Annotated in this window: 27 protein-coding genes and 1 tRNA gene; 18 read left to right on the top strand and 10 right to left on the bottom strand. The window is 53.7% G+C overall.

Annotated elements, in window-relative coordinates; translation table 11 throughout:
* Window positions 1-124: 124 nt before the first annotated feature.
* Window positions 125-670 carry an oligoribonuclease gene (gene orn, locus QNN88_RS20555; protein WP_414241836.1) on the bottom strand — a complete coding sequence of 182 codons (546 nt, stop codon included), beginning with the start codon at window positions 668-670 and terminating at the stop codon, window positions 125-127.
* Between the two features lie 106 nt (window positions 671-776).
* On the opposite strand from orn, the gene rsgA reads away from it, so the two are divergent.
* The 3 genes from rsgA (at window position 777) to mscM (ending at window position 6,235) form a co-directional block, all read left to right on the top strand.
* The gene (rsgA, locus tag QNN88_RS20560; RefSeq protein WP_414241837.1) at window positions 777-1,829 is read left to right on the top strand and encodes a small ribosomal subunit biogenesis GTPase RsgA; all 1,053 of its coding nucleotides are present in this window, start codon (window positions 777-779) and stop codon (window positions 1,827-1,829) included.
* A gap of 95 nt (window positions 1,830-1,924) precedes the next feature.
* Window positions 1,925-2,893 (top strand): archaetidylserine decarboxylase, encoded by a 969-nt coding sequence (gene asd, locus QNN88_RS20565; protein ID WP_414241838.1) that lies wholly within the window; start codon window positions 1,925-1,927, stop codon window positions 2,891-2,893.
* A gap of 18 nt (window positions 2,894-2,911) precedes the next feature.
* Window positions 2,912-6,235 (top strand): miniconductance mechanosensitive channel MscM, encoded by a 3,324-nt coding sequence (gene mscM, locus QNN88_RS20570; protein WP_414241839.1) that lies wholly within the window; start codon window positions 2,912-2,914, stop codon window positions 6,233-6,235.
* 57 nt (window positions 6,236-6,292) lie between these two features.
* Here the strand turns inward: mscM and epmA are convergent, their stop codons facing one another.
* Window positions 6,293-7,270, bottom strand: a complete 978-nt coding sequence (gene epmA / locus QNN88_RS20575) for an elongation factor P--(R)-beta-lysine ligase (protein WP_414241840.1) — start codon at window positions 7,268-7,270, stop codon at window positions 6,293-6,295.
* Window positions 7,271-7,593: 323 nt separating this feature from the next.
* Between epmA and frdA the strand changes: the two genes are divergently transcribed.
* The 5 genes from frdA (at window position 7,594) to QNN88_RS20600 (ending at window position 11,528) form a co-directional block, all read left to right on the top strand.
* On the top strand, window positions 7,594-9,384 hold the full coding sequence (gene frdA / locus QNN88_RS20580) for a fumarate reductase (quinol) flavoprotein subunit (protein ID WP_414241841.1): 1,791 nt from the start codon (window positions 7,594-7,596) through the stop codon (window positions 9,382-9,384).
* The gene (gene frdB / locus QNN88_RS20585; RefSeq protein WP_414241842.1) at window positions 9,377-10,111 is read left to right on the top strand and encodes a fumarate reductase iron-sulfur protein; all 735 of its coding nucleotides are present in this window, start codon (window positions 9,377-9,379) and stop codon (window positions 10,109-10,111) included. The genes frdA and frdB overlap by 8 nt, the downstream gene beginning before the upstream one ends.
* Window positions 10,112-10,121: 10 nt before the next feature.
* The gene (gene frdC / locus QNN88_RS20590) at window positions 10,122-10,517 is read left to right on the top strand and encodes a fumarate reductase subunit FrdC (RefSeq protein ID WP_414241843.1); all 396 of its coding nucleotides are present in this window, start codon (window positions 10,122-10,124) and stop codon (window positions 10,515-10,517) included.
* 10 nt (window positions 10,518-10,527) lie between these two features.
* Window positions 10,528-10,887, top strand: coding sequence for a fumarate reductase subunit FrdD (gene frdD / locus QNN88_RS20595; protein WP_042999169.1), 360 nt, complete (start codon window positions 10,528-10,530; stop codon window positions 10,885-10,887).
* A gap of 107 nt (window positions 10,888-10,994) precedes the next feature.
* Complete coding sequence (locus QNN88_RS20600) at window positions 10,995-11,528, top strand: lipocalin family protein (RefSeq protein ID WP_414241844.1); 534 nt, start codon at window positions 10,995-10,997, stop codon at window positions 11,526-11,528.
* Here the strand turns inward: QNN88_RS20600 and sugE are convergent.
* Complete coding sequence (gene sugE / locus QNN88_RS20605; RefSeq protein ID WP_042321373.1) at window positions 11,525-11,842, bottom strand: quaternary ammonium compound efflux SMR transporter SugE; 318 nt, start codon at window positions 11,840-11,842, stop codon at window positions 11,525-11,527. The two genes, QNN88_RS20600 and sugE, sit on opposite strands and share 4 nt — an antisense overlap.
* A gap of 256 nt (window positions 11,843-12,098) precedes the next feature.
* Between sugE and QNN88_RS20610 the strand changes: the two genes are divergently transcribed.
* A complete protein-coding gene (locus QNN88_RS20610; RefSeq protein ID WP_414241845.1) occupies window positions 12,099-12,689 on the top strand; it encodes a LuxR C-terminal-related transcriptional regulator in 591 nt (196 codons plus the stop codon).
* 33 nt (window positions 12,690-12,722) lie between these two features.
* Here QNN88_RS20610 and ecnB read toward each other — a convergent pair whose 3' ends face one another.
* From ecnB to efp, 3 genes are all read right to left on the bottom strand, one after another.
* The gene (ecnB, locus tag QNN88_RS20615; protein ID WP_042999166.1) at window positions 12,723-12,869 is read right to left on the bottom strand and encodes a lipoprotein toxin entericidin B; all 147 of its coding nucleotides are present in this window, start codon (window positions 12,867-12,869) and stop codon (window positions 12,723-12,725) included.
* A gap of 108 nt (window positions 12,870-12,977) precedes the next feature.
* Window positions 12,978-13,112 (bottom strand): entericidin A/B family lipoprotein, encoded by a 135-nt coding sequence (locus QNN88_RS20620; RefSeq protein WP_414241846.1) that lies wholly within the window; start codon window positions 13,110-13,112, stop codon window positions 12,978-12,980.
* 62 nt (window positions 13,113-13,174) lie between these two features.
* Window positions 13,175-13,741, bottom strand: a complete 567-nt coding sequence (efp, locus tag QNN88_RS20625) for an elongation factor P (protein WP_042321361.1) — start codon at window positions 13,739-13,741, stop codon at window positions 13,175-13,177.
* 41 nt (window positions 13,742-13,782) lie between these two features.
* Here efp and epmB point away from each other — a divergent pair, with 41 nt between their 5' ends.
* Both epmB and yjeJ read left to right on the top strand, forming a co-directional pair.
* The gene (gene epmB, locus QNN88_RS20630) at window positions 13,783-14,811 is read left to right on the top strand and encodes an EF-P beta-lysylation protein EpmB (RefSeq protein WP_414241847.1); all 1,029 of its coding nucleotides are present in this window, start codon (window positions 13,783-13,785) and stop codon (window positions 14,809-14,811) included.
* 162 nt (window positions 14,812-14,973) lie between these two features.
* Window positions 14,974-15,840 (top strand): YjeJ family protein, encoded by an 867-nt coding sequence (yjeJ, locus tag QNN88_RS20635; protein WP_414241848.1) that lies wholly within the window; start codon window positions 14,974-14,976, stop codon window positions 15,838-15,840.
* 76 nt (window positions 15,841-15,916) lie between these two features.
* On the opposite strand, the gene QNN88_RS20640 is transcribed toward yjeJ, so the two are convergent.
* The 3 genes from QNN88_RS20640 to QNN88_RS20650 form a co-directional block, all read right to left on the bottom strand.
* Window positions 15,917-16,270 (bottom strand): DUF4156 domain-containing protein, encoded by a 354-nt coding sequence (locus QNN88_RS20640; RefSeq protein WP_042999161.1) that lies wholly within the window; start codon window positions 16,268-16,270, stop codon window positions 15,917-15,919.
* 158 nt (window positions 16,271-16,428) lie between these two features.
* Window positions 16,429-18,075, bottom strand: coding sequence for a chaperonin GroEL (groL, locus tag QNN88_RS20645; protein ID WP_414241849.1), 1,647 nt, complete (start codon window positions 18,073-18,075; stop codon window positions 16,429-16,431).
* Between the two features lie 43 nt (window positions 18,076-18,118).
* The gene (locus QNN88_RS20650) at window positions 18,119-18,412 is read right to left on the bottom strand and encodes a co-chaperone GroES (protein ID WP_000027827.1); all 294 of its coding nucleotides are present in this window, start codon (window positions 18,410-18,412) and stop codon (window positions 18,119-18,121) included.
* Window positions 18,413-18,684: 272 nt separating this feature from the next.
* On the opposite strand from QNN88_RS20650, the gene yjeH reads away from it, so the two are divergent.
* Window positions 18,685-19,935 carry an L-methionine/branched-chain amino acid transporter gene (yjeH, locus tag QNN88_RS20655; protein WP_414241850.1) on the top strand — a complete coding sequence of 417 codons (1,251 nt, stop codon included), beginning with the start codon at window positions 18,685-18,687 and terminating at the stop codon, window positions 19,933-19,935.
* A 53-nt stretch (window positions 19,936-19,988) separates the two neighbouring features.
* Here the strand turns inward: yjeH and QNN88_RS20660 are convergent, their stop codons facing one another.
* On the bottom strand, window positions 19,989-20,465 hold the full coding sequence (locus QNN88_RS20660; RefSeq protein WP_042999159.1) for an FxsA family protein: 477 nt from the start codon (window positions 20,463-20,465) through the stop codon (window positions 19,989-19,991).
* A gap of 340 nt (window positions 20,466-20,805) precedes the next feature.
* On the opposite strand from QNN88_RS20660, the gene aspA reads away from it, so the two are divergent.
* The 6 genes from aspA to QNN88_RS20690 all read left to right on the top strand — a co-directional run bounded on the left by aspA (window position 20,806) and on the right by QNN88_RS20690 (window position 26,633).
* Window positions 20,806-22,242: an aspartate ammonia-lyase gene (gene aspA / locus QNN88_RS20665; protein ID WP_414241851.1), complete on the top strand. Its 1,437-nt coding sequence runs from the start codon at window positions 20,806-20,808 to the stop codon at window positions 22,240-22,242.
* Between the two features lie 114 nt (window positions 22,243-22,356).
* Window positions 22,357-23,658, top strand: a complete 1,302-nt coding sequence (gene dcuA / locus QNN88_RS20670) for an anaerobic C4-dicarboxylate transporter DcuA (protein WP_414241852.1) — start codon at window positions 22,357-22,359, stop codon at window positions 23,656-23,658.
* A gap of 119 nt (window positions 23,659-23,777) precedes the next feature.
* Window positions 23,778-24,125 carry a divalent cation tolerance protein CutA gene (gene cutA, locus QNN88_RS20675; protein ID WP_414241853.1) on the top strand — a complete coding sequence of 116 codons (348 nt, stop codon included), beginning with the start codon at window positions 23,778-23,780 and terminating at the stop codon, window positions 24,123-24,125.
* Entirely contained in the window at window positions 24,101-25,807 is a 1,707-nt protein-coding gene (locus tag QNN88_RS20680) for a protein-disulfide reductase DsbD (protein ID WP_414241854.1), read from the top strand. Before cutA ends, QNN88_RS20680 begins: the two co-directional genes overlap by 25 nt.
* Before the next feature lie 35 nt (window positions 25,808-25,842).
* Entirely contained in the window at window positions 25,843-26,418 is a 576-nt protein-coding gene (locus QNN88_RS20685; protein ID WP_414241856.1) for a transcriptional regulator, read from the top strand.
* Window positions 26,419-26,557: 139 nt separating this feature from the next.
* A tRNA-Phe gene (locus tag QNN88_RS20690) sits at window positions 26,558-26,633 on the top strand.
* Window positions 26,634-26,636: the final 3 nt, after the last annotated feature.

The raw sequence follows: 26,636 nt of genomic DNA on the forward strand, positions 1-26,636 counted from the left end.
TTCGTTTGAGTGACGATTTTATCAGCAAAGCGAGTAATTTAGCGGCAATCTTCGGTATACGCAAGCTTCCCGGATGTAAACTGTAGGCCGGGTAAGGTAAAGCCGCCACCCGGCATAGCCACCTTTAAAGCTTAATAAAATTCTCACGATAGTAAGCCAGTTCCGCCACCGACTCGCGGATATCGTCCATCGCCTGATGCGTCCCTTGCTTGGTGAAACCGTCCAGAATCTCTGGCTTCCAGCGACGCGCCAGCTCTTTCAGCGTGCTGACATCCAGGTAGCGGTAATGGAAATACGCCTCCAGTTCCGGCATGTACTTAAACAGAAAGCGGCGATCCTGGCCAATGCTGTTTCCGCAGATCGGCGATTTACCCGGCGGAACCCACTCTTTCAGAAATTCAAGCGTCGCCAGTTCCGCTTCGCGATCGCCCATCGTGCTCGCCTTCACACGCTCCACCAACCCGCTACCGGTATGGGTACGCACGTTCCAGTCATCCATCAGCGCCAGTTGTTCATCGGATTGATGAACCGCGATGGTCGGCCCTTCCGCCAGAATATTCAGGTTGGCATCGGTGACCAGCGTGGCGATTTCAATTATGCGATCGCGCTCGGGATCCAGACCGGTCATCTCAAGATCAATCCAAATCAGGTTGTTTTCATTGGCACTCATGCTATTTTTCACCCCTCATGCGTCACATTCAGTGTGACTACTCTCATACAGAATTGTGTGTATCATAGATGTTTTGCCCACTATGGGCGACCAGGAGCCAGTACGATTGAGTAAAAATAAACTCTCCAAAGGCCAACAGCGCCGCGTGAACGCTAATCACCAGCGTCGTCTTAAAACGTCTAAGGAGAAGCCAGACTACGATGACAACCTGTTTGGCGAGACCGCTGAAGGTATCGTCATCAGTCGTTTTGGCATGCATGCCGACGTCGAATCTGCGGACGGTGAAATTCATCGCTGCAACATTCGTCGGACGATTCGCTCACTGGTGACCGGTGACCGCGTGGTCTGGCGTCCCGGCAAAGCGGCGGCGGAAGGGGTCAACGTCAAAGGCATCGTCGAGGCGGTGCATGAACGTACCTCGGTACTGACGCGCCCGGATTTTTACGATGGCGTAAAACCGATCGCCGCCAATATCGACCAGATTGTCATTGTCTCCGCCATCTTACCGGAGCTGTCGCTCAATATTATCGACAGGTATCTGGTGGCCTGCGAGACGCTGCAGGTGGAACCGATCATTGTGCTTAACAAAATCGACCTGCTGGATGACGAAAGCATGGCTTTTGTGAATGAGCAGATGGATATCTACCGCAATATTGGTTATCGCGTATTGATGGTCTCCAGCCATACTCAGGATGGCCTGAAGCCGTTAGAAGACGCACTAACCGGGCGCATCAGCATCTTTGCCGGTCAGTCCGGCGTCGGAAAATCCAGCCTGCTTAACGCATTGCTCGGTCTGCAGGAAGCCATTTTGACCAATGATGTCTCTGACAACTCCGGTCTGGGACAGCACACCACCACCGCAGCGCGCCTCTATCACTTCCCGCACGGCGGCGATGTCATTGATTCCCCTGGCGTGCGCGAATTCGGCCTGTGGCACCTGGAACCGGAACAAATCACCCACGGTTTTGTCGAATTTCATGACTATCTTGGACTGTGTAAATATCGTGACTGTAAGCATGACGCCGACCCAGGCTGCGCCATCCGTCAGGCGGTTGAAGACGGGAAAATTGCGGAAACCCGTTTCGAAAATTATCACCGTATTCTCGAAAGCATGTCGCAAGTAAAAACGCGTAAAAACTTTTCTGATACCGATGACTGACAACTAAGCTAAGCATCGCTAGAATCGTCCTCCTTTTTCAGGATCCGGTGAGAACGCCGGGTCAGGAACGACAAAACAATAGCCTGGAGGCTACCTTGTTAAACTCATTTAAACTTTCGCTACAGTACATTCTGCCGAAACTATGGCTCACTCGCCTGGCGGGTTGGGGCGCGAGCAAACGAGCAGGATGGCTGACTAAACTGGTTATCGATCTGTTCGTGAAGTACTACAAGGTCGATATGAAAGAAGCGCAGAAGCCGGATACCGCCAGCTACCGCTCATTCAATGATTTCTTTGTCCGCCCACTGCGTGACGACGTTCGCCCGCTGAATACCGATCCGAACGTGCTGGTCATGCCGGCTGACGGCGTGATTAGCCAGTTAGGTGATATCGAAGAAGATAAGATCCTGCAGGCCAAAGGCCATAACTACAGCCTTGAAGCGCTGTTGGCAGGTAACTACCTGATGGCGGATCTTTTCCGTAACGGTTCGTTCGTGACCACCTATCTTTCCCCGCGTGATTACCACCGCGTGCATATGCCGTGTAATGGGATCCTGCGTGAGATGATTTATGTTCCGGGCGATCTGTTCTCGGTCAATCATCTGACGGCTCAGAACGTCCCGAACCTGTTTGCCCGTAACGAGCGTGTTATCTGCCTGTTCGATACTGAGTTCGGCCCAATGGCGCAAATTCTGGTCGGTGCTACGATTGTTGGCAGTATCGAAACCGTCTGGGCGGGAACCATAACGCCGCCGCGCGAGGGCGTGATCAAACGCTGGACCTGGCCTGCCGGAGAAAGCGAAGGCTCCGTGGCGTTGTTGAAGGGTCAGGAAATGGGCCGTTTCAAGCTGGGTTCCACGGTAATCAACCTGTTTGCGCCAGGTAAAGTGAATCTGGTCGAGCAGCTTGAAAGTCTTTCCGTAACCAAAATTGGTCAGCCGCTGGCGATCTCCACAGAGACGTTCGTTACGCCAGTCGATGCCGAGCCTGCACCTCTGCCAGAAGAAGAGATTAAAGCTGAACACGACGCCAGTCCGCTGGTCGACGATAAGAAAGAAACCTAATAGTAGAAGGACGTTGCTGTGCGCCTGATTATCGCGTTTCTGATGGCCTGGTGCCTCAGCCAGGGGGCGTACGCTGCAACCGCCCCCGACGCCAAACAAATCACTCAGGAACTGGAGCAGGCGAAATCCGCAAAGCCTGCCCAGCCTGATGTTGTTGAAGCTCTTCAGTCTGCGTTGAACGCGCTCGAGGAACGTAAAGCTTCTCTCGAACGCGCACAGCAATATCAACAGGTTATCGATAATTTCCCGAAAATGTCCGCCAGTCTGCGCGCGCAGTTAACCAACCTGCGCGATGAACCCCGCAGCGTATCGCCGGGCATGACGACCGATGTGCTGAATCAGGAAATCCTCCAGGTCAGCAGCCAGTTGCTGGAAAAGAGCCGTCAGGCCCAGCAGGAGCAAGAGCGCGCCCGTGAGATTGCCGACTCGCTAAGCCAACTGCCTCAACAGCAGACCGATGCCCGCCGACAGCTCAACGAAATTGAACGCCGTATTGGCAGCGCCACCGGCAACACTCCACTCAATCAGGCGCAAAATTTCAGCATGCAGGCAGAATCCGCCCGCCTGAAAGCGCTGGTTGATGAGCTGGAGCTGGCGCAGTTGTCGGCCAACAACCGTCAGGAACTGGCGCGTATGCGCTCGGAACTGGCGGAAAAACAGAGCCAGCAACTCGATGCGTATTTACAGGCGCTGCGCAATCAGCTCAACAGCCAGCGCCAGCGTGAAGCCGAACGGGCGCTGGAGAGCACCGAGCTACTGGCAGAGAACAGCGCCGATTTACCGCCGGATATTGTCGCCCAGTTCAAAGTGAACCGGGAACTGTCAGCCGCGCTGAATCAGCAGGCTCAGCGCATGGATCTCGTCGCCTCTCAGCAACGTCAGGCCGCCAGCCAGACTCAGCAGGTCCGTCAGGCGTTGACGACGCTGCGTGAACAGTCGCAGTGGTTAGGTTCGTCTAACCTGCTGGGTGAAGCGCTACGCGCTCAGGTAGCGCGTCTGCCGGAAATGCCTAAACCCCAGCAACTGGACACCGAAATGGCGCAACTGCGCGTCCAGCGTCTGCGCTACGAAGATCAGCTTAATAAGCAACCCCAGTTGCGCCAGCTCCATCAGGCGGACGGGCAACCACTGACTGCGGAACAAAATCGTATTCTTGAGGCGCAACTGCGCACCCAACGCGAGTTGCTCAATTCGCTGTTACAGGGCGGTGACACGCTGATCCTCGAACTGACCAAGCTGAAGGTCTCCAATAGCCAGCTTGAAGATGCGCTGAAAGAGGTGAATGAAGCGACTCATCGCTATCTGTTCTGGACCTCTGACGTTCGCCCGATGTCTTTCTCCTGGCCGATAGATATCGTGCAGGATCTGCGTCGGCTGATCTCACTCGACACCTTCAGTCAGTTAGGTCAGGCCAGCCTTATGATGCTGACCAGCAGGGATACCCTGCTGCCGCTGTTTGGCGCGTTGATTCTGGTCGGGTTCAGCATTTACTCGCGTCGCCACTTCACCCGTTTTCTGGAACGTTCCGCCGCCCGAGTGGGCAAGGTGACGCAGGATCACTTCTGGCTGACGCTGCGTACCGTGTTCTGGTCGATACTGGTGGCCTCGCCATTGCCGGTGCTATGGATGACGCTGGGTTACGGGCTGCGCGAGGCCTGGCCTTATCCGCTTGCCGTCGCGATAGGCGATGGCGTCACGGCGACGGTACCGCTGCTGTGGGTGGTGATGATTTGTGCGGCATTTGCCCGGCCCAATGGCCTGTTCATCGCCCACTTTGGCTGGCCACGCGAACGTGTGTCGCGTGCGATGCGTTATTACCTGATGAGTATCGGGCTTATCGTGCCGCTAATCATGGCGCTCATCATGTTTGATAATCTCAACGATCGTGAGTTCTCCGGCTCGCTCGGTCGCCTGTGCTTTATGCTGATTTGCGGCGCGCTGGCTCTGGTTACCCTGAGCCTGAAAAAAGCCGGGATCCCGCTCTATCTCGATAAAGAAGGCAGCGGCGATAACATGGTGAACAGCATGCTGTGGAACCTGATGACAGGCGCACCGGTGGTGGCGATACTGGCAGCCGCCGTGGGTTATCTGGCGACATCGCAGGCGCTGCTGGCGCGGCTGGAAACCTCCGTCGCCATCTGGTTCCTGCTGCTGGTGATTTACCACGTCATTCGCCGCTGGATGCTGATTCAGCGGCGCAGACTGGCTTTTGATCGCGCTAAACACCGTCGTGCGGAAATGTTGGCCCAGCGCGCCCGTGGGGAAGAAGAACCGCCTCACTCAACCAGCCTCGAAGGGGCCATTGACGTTGACGAGAGCGAAGTCGATCTTGATGCCATCAGCGCCCAGTCGCTCCGTCTGGTGCGTTCCATCCTGATGCTGATCGCCCTGCTGTCGGTGATTGTGCTGTGGTCGGAAATTCACTCCGCCTTTGGTTTCCTCGAAAACATCTCGCTGTGGGATGTCACGTCTACCGTGCAGGGTGTGGAAAGTTTAGAACCGATTACGCTGGGCGCGGTACTGATCGCGATTCTGGTATTTATCATCACCACCCAACTGGTGCGTAATCTGCCTGCGCTTCTCGAACTGGCGTTGCTGCAGCACCTCGATCTCACACCGGGTACGGGTTATGCCATTACCACCATCACCAAGTACCTGCTGATGCTGATTGGCGGCCTGGTGGGCTTCTCGATGATTGGGATTGAGTGGTCGAAACTGCAATGGCTGGTGGCAGCACTCGGCGTCGGGCTGGGCTTTGGTTTGCAGGAGATCTTTGCCAACTTTATCTCCGGCCTGATTATCCTGTTTGAAAAACCGATTCGTATTGGCGACACGGTAACCATTCGCGATCTGACCGGCAGCGTAACGAAAATTAATACCCGTGCGACGACCATCAGCGACTGGGACCGCAAAGAGATTATTGTGCCGAACAAGGCGTTTATCACCGAGCAGTTCATCAACTGGTCACTGTCCGATTCCGTGACGCGCGTGGTGCTGACCATTCCGGCCCCGTCCGATGTGAACAGCGAAGAAGTTACGCAGATCCTGCTGACCGCCGCGCATCGTTGCTCGCTGGTCATCGATAACCCGGCACCAGAGGTCTTCCTTGTGGACTTACAACAGGGGATTCAGATCTTCGAACTGCGTATCTACGCCGCTGAGATGGGTCACCGCATGCCGCTACGCCATGAAATCCACCAGTTGATACTGGCGGGCTTCCGTGAGCACGGTATCGATATGCCGTTCCCGCCGTTCCAGATGCGTCTGGAAAGTTTGAACGGCAGACAAACGGGAAGAACATTAAGCTCAGCAGGCAGAAGTCGCCCGGCGGGGAGTTTGTAAATCGTCCTGGGCGCCCGATAACGAATTCGTATCGGGCGCCCGGAGAGGCAAGACGCGTTATGCGCGATCGACGGTAAACGCGATCACTTCCGAGAGGCTTTCCGCCCCCAGCGCCAGCATCACCAGACGATCCACGCCCAGTGCGACGCCAGAACAGTCCGGCATCCCAACCTTCAACGCCTCAATCAGATTGTTATCGATCGGTTGCTGCGGCAGTCCGCGCGCGGCACGCTTACGATTGTCTTGCTCAAAACGTTGCTGCTGTTCACGCGCATCCGTCAATTCATGGAAGCCATTTGCCAGTTCAATCCCTTTGTAGTAGACCTCAAAACGCTCTGCCACACGGTGATCTTCAGTGCTGATCTGCGCCAGTGATGCCTGGCTTGCCGGGAAGTGATACACAAACGTCGGTTTATCTTTGCCAATGTGCGGCTCAACGCCCATCGCAAACAGCAGTTGCAGTAAGGTATCGCGATCTTCTTCAGTATCGGCAATGTTGCTTAAATCCAGCTTTGCGGCGACTTCACGCAGTTGCGTTTTATCCGCAGACAGCGGATCAATTTCCAGATGACGCTGGAACGCCTGTTGATACGAAAGACTCTCTGCCGCCGGGCATTCGAGCACCTGCTGCAGCAAATCATCCACTTCATTCATCAAACGGTACATGTCGTAATGGGGACGATACCACTCGAGCATAGTGAATTCGGGGTTGTGATGACGCCCCATCTCTTCATTACGGAAGCTACGGCACAGCTGAAAGACCGGACCACACCCTGCCACCAGCAGACGCTTCATGTGGTATTCCGGGCTGGTCATTAAATAGAGGTTCATCCCCTGAGAGTGACCGGGGCCGACGAAACGCGTTTCGAACGGGAACAGATGAATGTCTGTGACCGTCGCCTGGCTCATGCAGGGCGTCTCAACCTCCAGCACGCCGCGATCGGCAAAAAAACGACGAATTTCCGCCATAATTGCCGCGCGTTTTAACAGGTTAGGTATAGACGCGCTCGGCTGCCAGGTTGCCGTTTCGCTCATGGTTCTTTCTCCAGTTTAAGACAAGGGCACGAAGTCTACTCGTAACGCGGCAATGAAACAAATTTTGCTCAGGAATACTCCGGCACGGCTGAAGAGTTAAAAAACCGTAAACCGATGGTTTAGTAATTAAATTAATCAAGATCACTGATAATTCCGGCCTCTGACACGCTAAAAAAATCGAACACGTCAAATTTCCCACACATAGCAACGACTATACTGTTGTACCTATAAAGGAGCAGTGGAAACGCATTCGCACCCCACCTGTTTCAGGGGTTTTACCCGAAATATGTGGTGGCGAAATTACAATAATCTGGAGGAATGTCGTGCAAACCTTTCAAGCCGATCTTGCCATTATAGGCGCCGGTGGCGCGGGATTACGCGCTGCAATTGCCGCAGCGCAGGCAAATCCTAATGCGAAAATCGCACTGATTTCAAAAGTGTACCCAATGCGCAGTCACACCGTGGCTGCTGAAGGGGGCTCAGCTGCTGTCGCCCAGGATCATGACAGCTTCGACTACCATTTTCACGATACGGTAGCGGGCGGAGACTGGCTGTGTGAACAGGATGTCGTGGATTATTTTGTCCACCACTGTCCTACCGAAATGACCCAACTGGAACAATGGGGCTGTCCGTGGAGTCGTCGCGAAGACGGCAGCGTCAACGTTCGTCGCTTTGGCGGGATGAAGATTGAGCGTACCTGGTTTGCTGCGGATAAAACCGGCTTCCATATGCTGCATACACTGTTCCAGACCTCTCTGCAGTTCCCGCAGATCCAACGCTTTGACGAACACTTCGTCCTCGATATCCTGGTCGATGATGGTCATGCTCGCGGCCTGGTGGCGATGAACATGATGGAAGGCACGCTGGTACAGATCCGTGCTAACGCGGTAGTGATGGCGACTGGCGGCGCAGGCCGTGTGTATCGCTATAACACCAATGGCGGCATCGTGACCGGTGACGGCATGGGCATGGCGCTGAGCCACGGCGTTCCGCTGCGTGACATGGAATTTGTTCAGTATCACCCGACCGGTCTGCCTGGTTCCGGTATCCTGATGACCGAAGGCTGCCGTGGTGAAGGCGGTATTCTGGTCAACAAAAACGGCTACCGTTATCTGCAGGATTACGGCATGGGTCCGGAAACCCCGCTGGGCGAGCCGAAAAACAAATACATGGAACTCGGTCCGCGCGACAAAGTTTCTCAGGCTTTCTGGCATGAATGGCGTAAAGGCAACACCATCTCCACGCCGCGTGGCGATGTTGTTCATCTCGACCTGCGTCATCTGGGCGAGAAGAAACTGCTGGAACGTCTGCCGTTCATCTGTGAACTGGCGAAAGCCTATGTGGGCGTCGATCCGGTGAAAGAACCGATTCCGGTGCGTCCGACCGCACACTACACCATGGGCGGTATCGAAACCGATCAGAACTGCGAAACCCGCATCAAAGGTCTGTTTGCCGTCGGCGAATGTTCTTCTGTGGGTCTGCACGGCGCGAACCGTCTGGGCTCTAACTCTCTGGCTGAGCTGGTGGTCTTTGGCCGCCTGGCAGGCGAGCAGGCGATGGAGCGCGCAGCGACAGCGGGCACCGCTAACGACGCCGCCCTTGACGCACAGGTTGCCGGCGTTGAACAACGTCTGAAAGACCTGGTCAACCAGGAAGGTAACGAGAACTGGGCGAAGATCCGCGACGAAATGGGGCTTTCTATGGAAGAAGGTTGCGGTATTTACCGTACACCGGAACTCATGCAGAAAACCGTGGATAAGCTGGCCGAACTGCAGGAGCGCTTCAAACGCGTTCGCATTACCGACACCTCCAGCGTATTCAATACCGATCTGCTGTACACCATCGAGCTGGGTCACGGCCTGAACGTCGCTGAGTGTATGGCGCATTCCGCGCTGGCGCGTAAGGAATCACGCGGCGCACACCAACGTCTGGACGAAGGTTGCACCGAACGTGACGACGTCAACTTCCTCAAACATACTCTCGCCTTCCGCGATGCTGATGGCACGACTCGCCTCGACTATAGCGACGTGAAAATCACCACGCTGCCGCCGGCAAAACGTGTTTACGGTGGCGAAGCGGAAGCAGCCGATAAGAAGGAGAAGGCTAATGGCTGAGATGAAAAACCTGAAAGTTGAGGTGGTGCGCTATAACCCTGAGACCGACACCGCGCCGCACAGTGCTTTCTATGAAGTGCCTTATGATGAAACCACGTCACTGCTGGATGCGCTGGGTTACATCAAAGATAACCTGGCGCCAGATCTGAGCTATCGCTGGTCCTGCCGTATGGCGATCTGCGGCTCCTGCGGCATGATGGTCAACAACGTACCAAAACTGGCGTGCAAAACCTTCCTGCGTGATTACACCAACGGTATGAAGGTGGAAGCGCTGGGTAATTTCCCGATTGAACGCGATCTGGTCGTCGATATGACGCACTTTATCGAAAGTCTGGAAGCGATTAAGCCGTACATCATCGGTAACCCGCGTACGCCGGATCAGGGTCCAAATATCCAGAGCCCGGCGCAGATGGCGAAGTATCACCAGTTCTCTGGTTGCATCAACTGTGGTCTGTGCTATGCCGCCTGTCCGCAGTTTGGCCTGAACCCTGAGTTCATCGGACCGGCTGCAATTACCCTGGCGCATCGTTACAACGAAGACAGCCGCGACCACGGTAAGAAGGAGCGTATGGCACAGTTGAACAGCCCGAACGGCGTATGGACCTGTACTTTCGTGGGCTACTGCTCCGAAGTTTGTCCGAAGCACGTCGATCCGGCGGCTGCCATTCAGCAGGGTAAAGTAGAAAGCTCGAAAGACTTTCTTATCGCTACCCTGAAACCACGCTAAGGAGTGCAACATGACGACTAAACGCAAACCCTATGTGCGGCCGATGACGTCCACCTGGTGGAAAAAATTGCCGTTTTATCGCTTTTACATGCTGCGCGAAGGCACAGCCGTTCCGGCAGTCTGGTTCAGCATTGAGCTGATTTTCGGCCTGTTCGCGCTGAAGCACGGCGTGGAATCCTGGGAAGGCTTCGTGAGTTTCCTGCAAAACCCGGTGGTGGTGATCCTCAACGTGATCGCCCTGGCGGCAGCGCTGCTGCACACCAAAACCTGGTTTGAGCTGGCGCCGAAAGCCGCCAACATCATCGTAAAAGACGAAAAAATGGGGCCAGAGCCGATCATCAAAGGTCTCTGGGCGGTTACTGTGGTGGCGACCGTAGTCATACTGTTTGTTGCCCTGTTCTGGTAAGGAGTCCGGGATGATTAATCCAAATCCAAAACGTTCTGACGAACCCGTATTCTGGGGTCTGTTTGGCGCAGGCGGTATGTGGGGTGCGATTATCGCGCCTGTGATGGTTCTGCTGGTGGGGATTCTGCTGCCGCTGGGTCTGTTCCCGGGCGATGCCCTGAGCTATGAGCGCGTTCTGGCGTTTGCTCAGAGCTTTATCGGCCGTGCTTTCCTGTTCCTGATGATTGTCCTGCCGCTGTGGTGTGGCTTACACCGTATGCACCACGCAATGCATGACCTGAAAATCCATGTGCCGGCTGGCAAATGGGTGTTCTACGGTCTGGCGGCAATCCTGACCGTCGTCACGGCGATTGGCATTCTGTCTGTCTAACGTAATCTGCCCTCTTGTCTGCTGATAAGAGGGCGTTTTTTTCATTCCCGCCATTATTTCCCCCGCCAGGTTCTACACTTAGGAAAAAACACCCTAAGGATAAAACTATGCGCCTGCTCCCCATCGTTGCTGCTGTAACCGCTGCGTTTCTGGTTGTCTCTTGTAGTACCCCCACACCACCACAGGGCGTCACGGTGGTAAATAACTTCGATGCTAAGCGCTATCTCGGAACCTGGTACGAAATAGCCCGTTTTGATCATCGCTTTGAACGCGGACTGGATAAGGTCACGGCGACCTACAGTCAGCGCGATGACGGCGGCCTTAATGTCATCAATAAAGGCTGGAACCCTGACAGGAACAGATGGCAGCAAAGTGAAGGAAAAGCCTATTTTACCGGTGACCCGAGCCGCGCCGCGCTGAAGGTTTCGTTCTTTGGGCCTTTCTACGGCGGGTATAACGTTATCGCGCTCGACAGAGAGTACCGACACGCGCTGGTCTGCGGCCCGGATCGCGACTACCTGTGGATACTCGCCCGCACGCCAACAATTTCTGAGGAAATTAAGCAGCAGATGCTGGCCGTCGCGACCCGGGAAGGGTTTGATGTCAGTAAGCTAATCTGGGTGAAGCAACCCGGTACTTAGTGGGTGCTTAATTTCAGACCAATAATACCGACGACGATCAATGCCAGGCTTGCCAGACGCATGGGGTTGGCGGATTCACCCAGTAACAGTATACCGGTGATGGCAGCACCGACGGCGCCAATCCCCGTCCATACGGCGTACGCGGTGCCCACGGGTAGCGTTTTCATCGCCCACGCAAGCAGCGCCATACTGACAATCATTGCGGCAATGGTGATGATACTCGGCGTCAGGCGACTAAAACCGTGGGTATACTTCAGCCCCACCGCCCAAACAACTTCAAGCAAACCGGCGATTAATAAGATTATCCAGGACATATCAGGCTCCAGAGAAATGGGGCCGTCCCCGGTGAGAGAAGCGTTTGCAGGTCGTCCTGCAAAGCTGAAGATGGAAATAACATTCTTGCCCGAGCGACGGTCAATTTCAACATTTTTATCTTTCCACGCCTAAAAGGTTGAATTAGGCGCATTTCGCAACGTACTTTGCGCATTCAGCACTCATCCGACTTCTCTATGATGGGACGCTTTCTGAAGTCAGGAAGCCATTTGCCTTACTTCTGAATGCGAAAACGCTATGTTGAAAATATTAGTGATTGACCGTTGCCACTTCACCCGCACAGGGATCGAGGCATGGCTTAATCATTCCGAACTCTTTACTACGTCGTTTCTGGTCTCTGGGCTCAATAATCTCTTACTGGTTAAAGAGCACATCCAGCAGTGGAAACCTCACCTGGTCATCGCGGACCTGTATGGTTTTCTCAACGATACGCTGTCCGTCCACGCCATTGCGCCGTTTTTTCTCGCCTGTGGTGACAGTCCATTAATATTACTGGAGTCAGGAGGCGTGATGGTAGAGACGCAGCGCTATCCTGTCTGCGCGTCGTTAACCAAGCAGGTCTCTCTGGTGGTCCTGGCTGAAAAAATCCACAATGCCCTGCTGACAGGGTCAGTATCCGAAGCGCCCGGAAATGCCTCGACGTTGCTTACGCCACAGGAAGAGAAAGTGCTGACGATGTGGATGGAAGGAGCGAGTAATAATGCAATAGCCTGTGCGCTCAGCATTCATGGTAAAACGGTATACACCTATAAACGCAATATCCGCATGAAGTTACACATGGATAATCGCTTTTCGCCGTTTCTTGCACCCTCTGAGCTGAAAAATTAACGGCACGACAACACTGTCGTACCGTTTTCACCGTTACTGCTGAGCTTTGGTTGCTGCGCCTGAAATGGCGTTACCGCCATCGGAGATGTCCTCACCCACACCACGTGTGGTATTGCACGCAGTCAACACGGAGGAAAGTACTAACACAGAAAAGATCGCTGCAATTGTCTTTTTAACCATAACGTCTTCCTTTTCTAGCCAATGTTATTTGTGTAGTGCCACTTAATCATAGACAAGATCCCGAACAATGCCGGGAGATAGACGCTTTTTAGGACGATGAGAAGAAAATTAGCTGGCTGCGTGGGAAATAGAATTGCCGAGGTGCTTAATATCCTCACCAAAGCCGCGCGCGGTATTGCAGCCTGCCAGCAACGACGTAGTGAGAAAAATCAGTGTTACAAGACCGAGAAGACGTTTCATCATTCCTGCCCTGGAGAAACAATGGCGCAGCAAAGCGCTGCACCATAATGAGCTAAACGCGCGGATTATTTAACGCGGGAGACGTACTCGCCTGAACGCGTATCTACTTTAATCACTTCGCCAATCTGAACGAACAGAGGCACTTTAACCACAGCACCGGTAGACAGCGTAGCCGGCTTACCGCCTGTACCTGCGGTGTCGCCTTTCAGACCCGGATCGGTATCAACGATTTCCAGTTCAACAAAGTTTGGCGGCGTCACGGAGATAGGCTGACCGTTCCACAGGGTCACGATGCACTCTGCCTGATCCAGCAGCCATTTTTCGCTATCGCCAATCGCTTTAGCATCTGCAGACAGTTGCTCGAAGGTTTCGTTGTTCATGAAGTGCCAGAACTCACCGTCGTTGTACAGGTAAGTCAGGTTCATATCTACAACGTCAGCGCCTTCTGCAGAGTCAGTAGACTTGAAGGTTTTCTCAACGCGAGTACCGGTCAGCAGGCGACGCAGTTTCACGCGCGCAAAAGCCTGACCTTTACCCGGTTTAACGAATTCGCTGGCTTCAACCGCATAAGGTTCGCCGTCCAACATGATTTTAAGACCAGCACGAAAATCGTTGCTATAGTACGTTGCCATAAGGCCCTCTGAAAATTGTTAACTGGTAGCTAAGCCACAAAATGGCGCATATTGTAACCCTAAATACCCCATCCAGAGAAGATTGGTTATCGCAACTTGCCGATGTTGTGACCAATCCCGATGAACTCCTGCGTCTTTTGAATATAGACGCAGATGAAAAACTGTTGGCCGGACGCGATGCCAGACGGCTGTTCGCCCTGCGTGTGCCGCGCGCATTTATCGCGCGAATGGAAAAAGGCAACCCTGCTGATCCACTTTTGCGTCAGGTACTTACCTCGCAAGATGAGTTTATTGCCGCACCGGGTTTCTCTACCGATCCACTGGAAGAACAGCATAGCGTCGTACCAGGACTGCTGCATAAATACCGTAATCGGGCGCTGTTGCTGGTGAAAGGGGGCTGTGCGGTAAATTGCCGCTATTGCTTCCGTCGCCACTTCCCGTACGCGGAAAATCAGGGAAATAAGCGAAACTGGCAGGCCGCGCTGGACTACATCAGCGCTCATCCTGAGCTGGATGAGATCATTTTCTCCGGCGGCGACCCGCTAATGGCCAAAGATCATGAACTGGACTGGTTGCTCACGCAGCTGGAAGCGATTCCTCATATCAGGCGTCTGCGTATTCACAGTCGTTTGCCCATCGTCATTCCTGCGCGTATTACCGAGGAGCTGGTTGCACGTTTCACCTGTTCTTCGCTGCAGATCCTGCTGGTGAATCACATCAATCACGCCAACGAAGTCGATGAGAGCTTCCGGCAGGCGATGGCAAAACTGCGCGGTGCAGGCGTTACGCTGCTCAATCAGAGCGTCCTGCTGCGCGGCGTCAATGATAACGCGCAGACGCTGGCGAACCTCAGTAACGCGCTGTTTGATGCGGGCGTCATGCCCTATTATCTGCATGTGCTGGATAAAGTGCAGGGCGCGGCGCATTTCATGGTGACAGACGATGAAGCGCGCCAGATCATGCGTGAACTGCTTACGCTGGTGTCAGGGTATATGGTGCCCAGGCTGGCGCGAGAAATTGGTGGTGAACCGAGTAAAACGCCACTGGATTTACAACTGCGTCAGCAATAACCGCGCTATCAGGTGTCCGCATCCGGACACCCGTTATCAAAACCCCCGGCTTCCCCTGCCCTGTATGCTATTTTAGCGACGCCTTGCAAACTACACATTTAAAAATCATATCGTTAAGTTGAAACCAATCGCTAAATTTATCATTGGTGAGGGAGAACCGTTATGGCTATCAGTATCAAAGGAGTGAATACGGGTGTTATCCGTAAAGCGAACGAATTCATCGCACTGGCGCTGAAAATTAAAGAGCCAAGAAACAAGGAATCGCTGTTTTTTCTGCCTGCACTGGAATTACGCGATCTGCTGATCGCCGTGGAGAGTCGTCTGCATCAAAAACAGCAACTGAACGCAGCTGAACGTCAGCACTATGAAAAAACGCGCGACGCTATCAGCAAGAAAATGCAGGAAAACATTCCTGCGATAGTAGAAGACGAACTTCGACATGCGGATATTCATCGCCGTGTCACTGCCGTTGCCTTAGCCGACGGGAGTGCCGACAGCGTAATACTGACCTTCACGCTTCACGATGGCACAACCTGCCACCTGCGGGTAAACGACTTGCAGATTGAGACTCTGGTGTATGCCATTATTCGGGCGATAGATAACGCCGGCATGCGGGAACTGGCACTAAGGCTCGCCTCGTTGCTGGACTTTTTACCACTGTATGATGCGGACTGCATGGACCACGAGCGACTGGAATTCGACGCTTACGCACAGCCAGAGTGGAAGCATGCGCTTTTCACGCATTATCTTGCGGTGCTATATCGTTTTACAGATGAAACAGGGAAGACGCAGTTCAGCGGCACCGTCGTGAAAACCCGCGTTCCGTCTGATAGCAAAACGGCAGAAGCCATTTCCCGACGGCTACTCGACTTCAGCCCGAGGCTGAAAAAGCTGGCAGGTAAACCGTGTCAGGTCTCTGTCAGAACGCTGACGGCGAATAAAACGCAGAAGCTGACCCAGGAACAATGCCTGCGTGCGCTGCATCATCTACGGGTTCAGTCCGTTAACATCGCAACACAACACGCCTGATGGCGCTGCGCTTATCAGGCCTACTGGTGTATGAACACAGGCCTGATAAGAGAATTTTTCCGAACCACAATGCCTATTAGTTAGGGCACTTATAAACCTGGCCAATCATTTCACTGGCGGTCGGGACAAAGCTGGATAACATGCCCTGACTCGGGCTGCTGACGCCGTAAATCACGTTGCCGCCCATCGCTGCCGCCTGGTTGCGCAGGTCATTTGCTGCCCCACGCATAGAGCCGCCTTCTTCACCGTGCTGACCTGAAAGCCAGTTACTCTGCTTCCCGGTTGCGGTGCCAATCAGCTGACATTCAGCGCCTGGCTTTTCTTCAACAAAGCGAACGCTTTGCCCTGCGGAACTCAGTTCGTTGCTGGAGCTACAACCCGCCATCAGTAGCGCGGCACCGACGATCCCTGCTAAATATTTCACGTGCATGTTATTCCCCATAATCAATGCGCTGGACGTTTTGTCCGCCACTGAATCTTATACTAAAAAGATGACTAAAAGAAAAACCCCCGAGCATTTCTGCCCGGGGGTTTCTCATATCTGGGAGATTAACACCCTGCATCCTTCAGGCTGCAGGGTGTAGGCGATTACATCATGCCGCCCATTCCACCCATGCCGCCCATGCCGCCAGCAGCACCTAAGTCAGGCGCGTCGCCTTTCGGCAGGTCGGTTACCATGCACTCGGTGGTGATCATCAGGCCAGCCACAGATGCCGCATACTGCAGTGCAGAGCGGGTCACTTTGGTCGGATCCAGGATACCCATGTCGATCATGTTGCCGTATTCTTCGGTCGCTGCGTTGTAACCGTAGTTGCCATCACCCGCTTTCACGGTGTTAGCCACAACAGACGGCTCTTCACCACAGTTCAGCACGATCTGACGCAGCGGAGACTCCATTGCGCGCAGCGCAACTTTGATACCGACGTTCTGATCTTCGTTCTGACCTTTAAGACCCGCGATTTTGCTTGCCACGCGGATCAGCGCAACGCCACCACCGGCAACCACACCTTCTTCAACGGCAGCACGGGTTGCGTGCAGGGCATCTTCAACGCGAGCTTTCTTCTCTTTCATTTCAACTTCGGTCGCAGCACCGACTTTGATAACCGCAACACCGCCAGCCAGTTTCGCTACGCGCTCCTGCAGTTTTTCACGGTCGTAGTCAGAAGTGGCTTCTTCGATCTGCTGACGAATCTGCGTCACACGCCCCTGGATTGCCGCTTCTTCACCCACACCATCGATGATGGTGGTGGTGTCTTTGTTGATCACTACGCGTTTTGCCTGACCCAGATCTTCCAGGGTCGCTTTTTCCAGCTCCATACCGATCTCTTCAGAGATAACGGTACCGCCAGTCAGGGTTGCGATATCCTGCAGCATTGCTTTACGACGGTCGCCGAAGCCAGGTGCTTTCACCGCAGCCACTTTCACGATGCCGCGCATGGTGTTAACCACCAGGGTCGCCAGCGCTTCGCCTTCCACATCTTCAGCGATGATCAGCAGCGGTTTGCCTGCTTTCGCAACGGCTTCCAGAACCGGCAGCATTTCGCGGATGTTGGAGATTTTCTTGTCAGCCAGCAGGATGAACGGGCTTTCCAGTTCGACTGCGCCAGTTTCCGGCTTGTTGATGAAATACGGAGACAGATAGCCACGGTCGAATTGCATACCTTCAACCACGTCCAGTTCGTCCTGCAGACCAGTACCGTCTTCAACGGTGATCACGCCTTCTTTACCGACTTTATCCATCGCTTCCGCGATCAGTTTACCTACGGTTTCATCGGAGTTAGCGGAGATAGTACCAACCTGCGCGATAGCTTTAGAGTCAGAGCACGGTACAGACAGCGCTTTCAGCTCTTCAACTGCAGCAGCGACAGCTTTGTCGATACCACGCTTCAGATCCATCGGGTTCATACCCGCAGCAACGGCTTTCAGACCTTCAGTGATGATGGACTGCGCCAGTACGGTCGCGGTGGTAGTACCGTCGCCTGCCGCGTCATTCGCTTTAGAGGCGACTTCCTTCACCATCTGCGCGCCCATATTTTCGAACTTGTCTTCCAGTTCGATTTCACGTGCTACGGAAACACCATCTTTGGTGATGGTCGGTGCGCCGAAGGATTTATCCAGCACTACGTTACGGCCTTTCGGACCGAGAGTCACTTTTACTGCGTCTGCCAGTACGTTCACGCCGCGCAGCATTTTCACACGAGCGTCGTTACCGAATTTTACGTCTTTAGCTGCCATTTTCTCTTTCCCTTAAATTCGTATGTTCAGTGTCGTTCGCGGATTACGCTTCAACAATTGCCAGGATGTCGCTTTCAGACATGATCAACACTTCTTCATTGTCGATCTTCTCAGATTTCACGCCGTAGCCATCGTTGAAAATCACGATGTCGCCGACTTTCACGTCCAGCGGTTGCACGGTACCGTTATCCAGGATGCGACCCTTACCGACAGCGATGATTTCGCCACGAGTTGATTTACCCGCTGCAGAACCGGTCAGAACGATGCCGCCAGCAGATTTGGACTCAACTTCTTTACGCTTAACGATCACGCGATCATGTAACGGACGAATACTCATTGATAGCTCTCCTTTGAGAAAGTCTTTATCACTTATGGATGACGCCGGCCCGCTAAGGTTCCCGGCTAGTGACCAGAGAGATGGGGATGGGGTTTTGCCCCTTCAAGGGGCAATGCGAAAAAAAATTCTGTTCAGCGAAAAATCCTGTAAAAACACTACTTACCTCACATTTCTCGCCTATTTAATCCCCCACGTCATAAGCAAATCTGATTGTGATAACATCAAAAATCTACGCAGTTGCCTGTAACTCAGGCGCAAACGGATAACAACTCATGAGTGGACTGAAACAAGAGCTTGGACTGGCTCAGGGCATTGGCCTGTTGTCGACATCATTATTAGGCACGGGCGTGTTTGCCGTTCCGGCTCTGGCCGCTCTGGTGGCAGGCAATAACAGCCTGTGGGCCTGGCCCGTTTTGATTGTTCTGGTGTTTCCCGTTGCGATTGTGTTTGCCCTCCTGGGCCGTCACTACCCCAGCGCAGGCGGCGTCGCACATTTCGTCGGCATGGCGTTTGGCCCTCATCTTGAACGAGTCACTGGCTGGCTATTTCTGTCCGTCATTCCCGTTGGTCTTCCTGCTGCGCTGCATATCGCCGCCGGGTTTGGACAGGCGATGTTTGGCTGGCACGGCTGGCAGCTGTTGCTGGCCGAACTCGGCACGCTGGCGCTGGTCTGGTTCATCGGCTCACGCGGCGCGAGCTCCAGCGCGAATTTGCAAACGGTGATTGCAGCTTTGATCGTGGCGCTCATTATCGCTATCTGGTGGGCCGGCGACCTCAGACCGGCAGAAATCCCTTTCCCTGCGCCAGGCGATATTGAAATTTCGGGGCTGTTCTCCGCGCTGTCAGTGATGTTCTGGTGTTTCGTCGGTCTGGAAGCGTTCGCTCATCTGGCATCTGAATTCAAGAACCCCGAGCGTGATTTTCCGCGTGCGCTGATGATTGGCCTGCTGCTGGCCGGTTCGGTCTATTGGGCCTGCACCGTGTTGGTTCTGCACTTTGATGCTTATGGCGAAACGATGGCTGCAGCGGCCTCATTACCGGAAATCGTGGTGCAACTGTTCGGCGTTCAGGCGCTATGGGTAGCCTGTGTGATCGGCTATCTGGCCTGCTTTGCCAGTCTCAACATTTATATACAGAGTTTTGCTCGCCTGGTGTGGTCACAGGCGCAATACAAACCGGATCACTATCTCGCGCGTCTCTCGGCTCGCCATATTCCGCGCAACGCGCTTAATGCGGTGCTGGGCTGCTGTGTGATCAGTACGCTGTGCATCTATGCGCTGGAGATCAATCTGGATGCCCTTATCGTCTACGCGAACGGCATCTTTATCATTATCTATCTGTTGTGCATGCTGGCAGGCTGTCGTTTGTTGAAGGGGCGCTATCGTGCGCTGGCACTGGTCGGCGGCGTGTTGTGTTTACTGTTACTGGCAATGGTCGGCTGGAAGTGCCTGTATGCGCTGATTATGCTGGCAGTGCTGTGGCGGTTTTTGCCACAACGAAAAAAGATTGAACATCACTTATAGGCCGGTTCTACAAAAAGGCCCGGTGGCGCTTACGCTTACCGGGCCTACGGGAATCAGTCGCGACGATCGTCTTTGTGTTCGATACGGTCACGTTCTTCATCTTTGCGCTGGAACTCGCCGTCAAAGGTGTCGCCACCGCCGGTTCCGGCGCTAAAGCCGCCACCCGGCATGCGGGAAAAACGCAGATGCGGCAGCAGCTTCATCGTCAGATGCTTCTGTACCGGCGGTAATAAAAGAAGAAGACCGAGGAAGTCGGTGAAAAAACCCGGCAATAACAGCAACAGACCCGCGATGATCAGCGATACACTTTTAATCATCTCTTCTGCAGGACTCTCTCCTGCCGCCATTTTCTGCTGCATCAACAAAAAATTCTTAAATCCCTGGTTGCGTACCAGCGACATCCCGATGACCGAGGTGAAGATCACCAGGATTAGCGTCATCAGTACCCCCATTACATGGGCGACCTGAATGAAGATAGAAATCTCAATATAAACATAGAGAAAGACTGCAAGTAACGGTATCCAGCGCAAAAGGATTCTCCTCAAATGACCGCCGTGATGCGCACGTCGGCCCAAAAATAGTTGCGATTCGCATTAGTTGGATGTAGGGGTAGTTCGCAAAATTTCAAGCTGTTTGTACACTTATTTTTAGAGTTAATCCTAAAGCGGTGACCTATTTCACAAAATAATAATTAAGGAGTAATTTACCACACTTAAAGTGATCCAGATTACGGCACAATTTCTGAAGCAGAATATGATCTCGTTGACCAGACCGATGTAGGGGATAATCGTCGGTCAAGAAACAATCGAAACCACATATATTCTGTGTGTTTAGTGCATTCATTGGCAGCTTTAAATAAAGAAGGTTCACATGTTAAACAACATTCGTATCGAAGAAGATCTGTTGGGTACCAGGGAAGTTCCAGCCGAAGCCTACTATGGTGTTCACACTCTGAGAGCGATTGAAAACTTCTACATCAGCAATAACAAAATCAGTGACATCCCTGAATTTGTACGCGGCATGGTAATGGTTAAGAAGGCCGCAGCTTTGGCAAACAAAGAGTTGCAGACCATCCCTAAGAGTGTAGCGAATGCCATCATTGCCGCATGTGATGAAGTCCTGAATAACGGCAAATGCATGGACCAGTTCCCGGTAGACGTTTACCAGGGCGGTGCAGGCACCTCCGTCAACATGAATACCAACGAAGTGCTGGCCAATATCGGGCTGGAGCTGATGGGTCACCAGAAGGGTGAATATCAGTACCTGAACCCGAACGACCACGTGAACAAATGTCAGTCGACTAACGACGCCTATCCGACCGGTTTCCGCATCGCGGTTTACGCATCCATCGTTAAACTGATCGACGCGATTAACCAACTGCGTGAAGGCTTTGAGCGTAAAGCTGTCGAATTCCAGGACATCCTGAAAATGGGTCGTACCCAGTTGCAGGATGCGGTTCCGATGACCCTGGGTCAGGAATTCCGTGCTTTCAGCGTACTGCTGAAAGAAGAAGTGAAAAACATCGAGCGTACCGCTGAACTGCTGCTGGAGGTTAACCTCGGCGCAACGGCTATCGGTACCGGTCTGAATACCCCGAAAGAGTACTCTCCGCTGGCAGTACAGAAACTGGCGGAAGTGACTGGCTTTGCCTGCGTTCCTGCTGAAGACCTGATCGAAGCGACCTCTGACTGCGGCGCTTACGTGATGGTTCACGGCGCGCTGAAACGTCTGGCTGTGAAGATGTCCAAAATCTGTAACGACCTGCGTTTGCTCTCTTCTGGCCCACGTGCCGGCCTGAACGAGATCAACCTGCCGGAACTGCAGGCGGGCTCTTCTATCATGCCTGCGAAAGTGAACCCGGTTGTACCGGAAGTCGTCAACCAGGTGTGCTTCAAGGTCATCGGTAACGACATCACCGTCACCATGGCATCTGAAGCGGGTCAGCTGCAGTTGAACGTAATGGAGCCGGTAATTGGTCAGGCGATGTTTGAATCCATTCACATCCTGAGCAACGCCTGCTACAACCTGCTGGAGAAATGTGTTAACGGTATTACCGCTAACAAAGAAGTGTGTGAAGGGTATGTCTACAACTCTATCGGCATCGTCACCTACCTCAACCCGTTCATCGGCCACCACAACGGCGACATCGTCGGTAAGATTTGTGCCGAAACCGGTAAGAGCGTACGTGAAGTGGTGCTGGAGCGCGGTCTGTTGACTGAAGCTGAGCTGGACGATATTTTCTCCGCACAGAACCTGATGCACCCGGCTTACAAAGCAAAACGTTATACTGATGAAAACGAACAGTAATCGTACAGGGTAGTACCATGGAGGGCACGTCAGATGACGTGCCTTTTTTCTTATAAGAAGTTACTAAATAACAACAATTTAATATCAACTTGTTAAACAACAAGGAAGGCTAATATGATAGTTGTAGAACTTATCATTGTTTTGCTGGCAATCTTTTTGGGCGCCAGACTAGGGGGCATCGGTATTGGATTTGCAGGTGGGCTGGGTGTTCTGGTTCTTGCCGCTATCGGCGTGAAACCGGGTAACATCCCGTTCGATGTGATTTCCATCATCATGGCAGTTATCGCTGCTATCTCCGCGATGCAGGTGGCGGGCGGTCTGGACTATCTGGTTAACCAGACAGAAAAACTGCTGCGCCGGAATCCGAAATACATCACGATCCTTGCACCCATCGTGACCTATTTCCTGACTATCTTCGCAGGTACCGGGAACATCTCCCTGGCAACGCTGCCGGTTATCGCTGAAGTGGCGAAGGAACAAGGTATCAAGCCTTGCCGTCCGCTCTCCACCGCGGTGGTTTCCGCTCAGATTGCGATCACCGCATCGCCAATCTCCGCTGCGGTCGTCTACATGTCTTCGGTGATGGAAGGTCATGGCATTAGCTACATCCACCTGCTGTCCGTGGTCATTCCGTCCACGCTGCTGGCGGTACTGGTGATGTCCTTCCTGGTGACCATGCTGTTCAACTCCAAACTTTCTGACGATCCGGTATACCGTAAGCGTCTGGAAGAAGGTCTGATCGAACTGCGCGGTGAAAAGCAGATTGAAATCAAACCAATGGCGAAGAACTCCGTCTGGCTGTTCCTGCTGGGCGTTGTGTGCGTGGTGGTTTATGCGATCATCAACAGCCCGAGCCTCGGTCTGGTTGAGAAACCGCTGATGAACACCACTAACGCTATCCTGATCATCATGCTGAGCGTCGCGACGCTGACTACGATCATGTGCAAAGTGGAAACCGACGCTATCCTGAACTCCAGCACCTTCAAAGCCGGTATGAGCGCCTGTATTTGTATCCTGGGCGTGGCATGGCTGGGTGACACTTTCGTGTCTCACAACATTGACTGGATCAAAGACACTGCAGGTGAAGTGATTCAGGGCCATCCGTGGCTGCTGGCAGTGATCTTCTTCTTTGCTTCTGCGCTGCTGTATTCTCAGGCAGCAACCGCGAAAGCACTGATGCCGATGGCGCTGGCGCTGAATGTTTCTCCGCTGACTGCCGTTGCCTCTTTCGCTGCTGTTTCTGGTCTGTTCATTCTGCCAACTTACCCAACGCTGGTTGCGGCGGTACAGATGGATGACACCGGGACAACGCGTATCGGTAAATTCGTCTTTAACCACCCGTTCTTCATCCCAGGTACGCTGGGTGTCGTACTGGCGGTCTGCTTCGGCTTCCTGCTGGGCAGTTTCATGCTGTAAGTGTTACCTGTGGGGCGTGTACGCGCCCCGCATTTCCCCTCCCTTTGTCTAACATCCTTTCCTCGTCCGTTGTATAGTGACCACTCTTTTGCGGGTCATTCTGTCCATTCGAGGTGTTTATGCATGATGTTAGTCGTCAGGATATTTCCCTCCCCAATGCCGTTGTTGTGCTCTGCACTGCGCCGGATGAAGCCACCGCTCAGGATCTGGCAGCCAAAGTGCTGGCCGAAAAACTGGCGGCCTGCGCCACAATTATTCCTGGCGCTACCTCGCTGTATTACTGGGAGGGAAAACTGGAGCAGGAATACGAAGTCCAGATGATCTTAAAAACCTCGGTAGTGCACCAGGACGCCTTACTCGATTGCCTGAAGTCTCATCACCCGTATCAAACCCCCGAACTTCTGGTTTTACCCGTTACTCACGGAGACAATGATTACCTCTCATGGCTCAACGCATCCTTACGCTGATCCTGCTGCTTTGCAGCACATCTGTTTTTGCCGGACTCTTCGACGCGCCGGGTCGCTCGAATTTTGTCCCTGCTGACCAGGCCTTTGCCTTCGACTTTCAGCAAAACCAACATGACCTGAATCTCACCTGGCAGGTGAAAGACGGGTATTACCTGTACCGTAAACAAATCAGTATTACCCCTGCTCAGGCGGAGATAGCGGCAGTAAAATTGCCTGCCGGCGTCTGGCATGAAGATGAGTTCTACGGGAAAAGCGAAATCTATCGCAATACGCTCACCATTCCGGTCACCGTTAACCAGGCGCAATCCGGCGCCACGCTCACGGTTACGTATCAGGGCTGTGCTGATGCCGGCTTCTGTTATCCACCGGAAACCAAAACCGTGCCCCTGAGTGAAGTGGCCGCCAGCGCGGAACCGAAACCAGCGGCGCCAACAGCAACACAGCAACCGCAACCCGAGCAAGCGCCAGCTCAGCTTCCCTTCTCCGCCCTGTGGGCGCTGCTGATTGGCGTTGGCATCGCCTTTACTCCTTGCGTACTGCCGATGTATCCGCTGATTTCCGGCATCGTTCTGGGCGGTAAACAGCGTCTTTCCACCGGACGCGCGCTGCTGCTGACGTTCCTCTATGTGCAAGGCATGGCACTGACCTATACCGCCCTGGGTCTGGTCGTCGCCGCCGCCGGATTGCAGTTCCAGGCGGCTCTTCAGCACCCTTATGTCTTAATCGGCCTGGCTGTGGTCTTTACCCTGCTTGCCCTGTCGATGTTCGGCCTGTTCACCCTGCAGCTGCCATCGTCGCTGCAAACGCGCCTCACGCTGATGAGTAACCGCCAGCAGGGCGGTTCTGCGGGCGGTGTTTTTGTTATGGGCGCAATTGCCGGACTGATTTGTTCGCCGTGTACAACCGCACCGCTGAGCGCCATCTTGCTGTATATCGCCCAGAGCGGAAACCTCTGGCTCGGCGGCGGCACGCTGTATCTCTACGCACTAGGAATGGGGCTGCCGCTGATGCTGGTCACCGTCTTTGGTAACCGTCTGCTGCCGAAAAGCGGTCCGTGGATGGCGCAGGTCAAAACGGCGTTTGGCTTTGTTATCCTCGCGCTGCCGGTCTTTTTGCTGGAGCGCATCATCGGCGATACGTGGGGCCTACGTCTGTGGTCGCTGCTGGGCGTGGCTTTCTTTGGCTGGGCGTTTATCACCAGCCTGCAAGCAACGCGTAGCTGGATGCGCATCGTACAGATAATCCTGCTGGCGGCAGCACTCGTCAGCGTACGTCCGCTCCAGGACTGGGCGTTTGGTACGACGGTAACTCAGGCACAGGCGCATCTGGACTTCAAACCGGTGGCAAGCGTTGAGGAGCTTAATCAGGCGCTGATCGAGGCGAAAGGCAAGCCGGTGATGCTGGATCTGTACGCAGACTGGTGTGTCGCCTGTAAAGAGTTTGAAAAGTACACCTTCAGCCATCCGCAGGTTAAACAGACGCTGGGTGATACGGTACTGTTACAGGCTAACGTCACCGCCAATAACGCGCAGGATGTGGCGCTGTTAAAGCATTTACAGGTGTTAGGACTGCCAACCATCCTGTTCTTTGATGCACAAGGTCAGGAACACTCGCAGGCGCGGGTGACGGGCTTTATGGATGCGGCGACGTTTAGCGCGCATTTGCGCGATCGCCAACCGTGAGCGACACTTTCAGAGGTAAAGACGGAGGAATGACCGTGCAACGTGAAGATGTCCTGGGAGAAGCCCTAAAATTACTCGAGATCCATGGGATTGCGAACACCACGCTGGAGATGGTGGCCGAGCGCGTTGATTATCCGCTCGATGAAATGCAGCGTTTCTGGCCGGACAAAGAGGCTATTCTGTATGATGCGCTGCGCTTTCTTAGCCAGCAGGTGGATATCTGGCGTCGCCAGCTGTTGCTGGATGACACCCTGAGTGCCGAACAAAAACTGCTGGCCCGCTACAATGCGCTGGCAGAATGCGTGAGCAATAATCGCTACCCGGGCTGCCTGTTTATCGCCGCCTGTACGTTTTATCCCGATCCGTCGCACCCCATTCATCAACTGGCGGATCAGCAAAAAAGCGCGGCGCACGATTTCACTCACGAACTGCTGACCACGCTGGAGATTGACGATCCGGCGATGGTGGCCAAACAGATGGAACTGGTGCTGGAAGGCTGTCTGAGCCGCATGCTGGTCAATCGCAGCCATGCGGACGTAGAAACGGCACATCGTCTGGCGGAAGATATTCTGCGCTTTGCCCAGTGCCGTCAGGGTGGTGCGCTGACCTAAGCCAGCATTACGTTTGTCTGGAGGATTGGGGCAATCTGGACGCAGAAATGGCCGGATTGCCGCAAACTTAAGCAGTTGAACAGCTTTTCCCTAAATTTGGTTGACTGGCGTGCATGATTACGGTTTAATGCGCCCCGTTGCCCGGATAGCTCAGTCGGTAGAGCAGGGGATTGAAAATCCCCGTGTCCTTGGTTCGATTCCGAGTCCGGGCACCACTA

The sequence above is a fragment of the Citrobacter sp. ANG330 genome, assembly GCF_047467925.1.
GTDB lineage: Bacteria > Pseudomonadota > Gammaproteobacteria > Enterobacterales > Enterobacteriaceae > Citrobacter_A > Citrobacter_A amalonaticus_G.

Coding starts and splice junctions, on each gene's coding strand:
- frdC (WP_414241843.1), top strand. CDS start 10,122: ATGACGACTAAACGCAAACCCTATGTGCGGCCGATGACGTCCACCTGG.
- ecnB (WP_042999166.1), bottom strand. CDS start 12,869: ATGGTTAAAAAGACAATTGCAGCGATCTTTTCTGTGTTAGTACTTTCC.
- QNN88_RS20620 (WP_414241846.1), bottom strand. CDS start 13,112: ATGATGAAACGTCTTCTCGGTCTTGTAACACTGATTTTTCTCACTACG.
- orn (WP_414241836.1), bottom strand. CDS start 670: ATGAGTGCCAATGAAAACAACCTGATTTGGATTGATCTTGAGATGACC.
- QNN88_RS20600 (WP_414241844.1), top strand. CDS start 10,995: ATGCGCCTGCTCCCCATCGTTGCTGCTGTAACCGCTGCGTTTCTGGTT.
- efp (WP_042321361.1), bottom strand. CDS start 13,741: ATGGCAACGTACTATAGCAACGATTTTCGTGCTGGTCTTAAAATCATG.
- dcuA (WP_414241852.1), top strand. CDS start 22,357: ATGATAGTTGTAGAACTTATCATTGTTTTGCTGGCAATCTTTTTGGGC.
- cutA (WP_414241853.1), top strand. CDS start 23,778: ATGCATGATGTTAGTCGTCAGGATATTTCCCTCCCCAATGCCGTTGTT.
- QNN88_RS20640 (WP_042999161.1), bottom strand. CDS start 16,270: ATGCACGTGAAATATTTAGCAGGGATCGTCGGTGCCGCGCTACTGATG.
- frdB (WP_414241842.1), top strand. CDS start 9,377: ATGGCTGAGATGAAAAACCTGAAAGTTGAGGTGGTGCGCTATAACCCT.
- yjeJ (WP_414241848.1), top strand. CDS start 14,974: ATGGCTATCAGTATCAAAGGAGTGAATACGGGTGTTATCCGTAAAGCG.
- yjeH (WP_414241850.1), top strand. CDS start 18,685: ATGAGTGGACTGAAACAAGAGCTTGGACTGGCTCAGGGCATTGGCCTG.
- QNN88_RS20610 (WP_414241845.1), top strand. CDS start 12,099: ATGTTGAAAATATTAGTGATTGACCGTTGCCACTTCACCCGCACAGGG.
- frdD (WP_042999169.1), top strand. CDS start 10,528: ATGATTAATCCAAATCCAAAACGTTCTGACGAACCCGTATTCTGGGGT.
- groL (WP_414241849.1), bottom strand. CDS start 18,075: ATGGCAGCTAAAGACGTAAAATTCGGTAACGACGCTCGTGTGAAAATG.
- aspA (WP_414241851.1), top strand. CDS start 20,806: ATGTTAAACAACATTCGTATCGAAGAAGATCTGTTGGGTACCAGGGAA.
- sugE (WP_042321373.1), bottom strand. CDS start 11,842: ATGTCCTGGATAATCTTATTAATCGCCGGTTTGCTTGAAGTTGTTTGG.
- epmB (WP_414241847.1), top strand. CDS start 13,783: ATGGCGCATATTGTAACCCTAAATACCCCATCCAGAGAAGATTGGTTA.
- QNN88_RS20680 (WP_414241854.1), top strand. CDS start 24,101: ATGGCTCAACGCATCCTTACGCTGATCCTGCTGCTTTGCAGCACATCT.
- epmA (WP_414241840.1), bottom strand. CDS start 7,270: ATGAGCGAAACGGCAACCTGGCAGCCGAGCGCGTCTATACCTAACCTG.
- QNN88_RS20650 (WP_000027827.1), bottom strand. CDS start 18,412: ATGAGTATTCGTCCGTTACATGATCGCGTGATCGTTAAGCGTAAAGAA.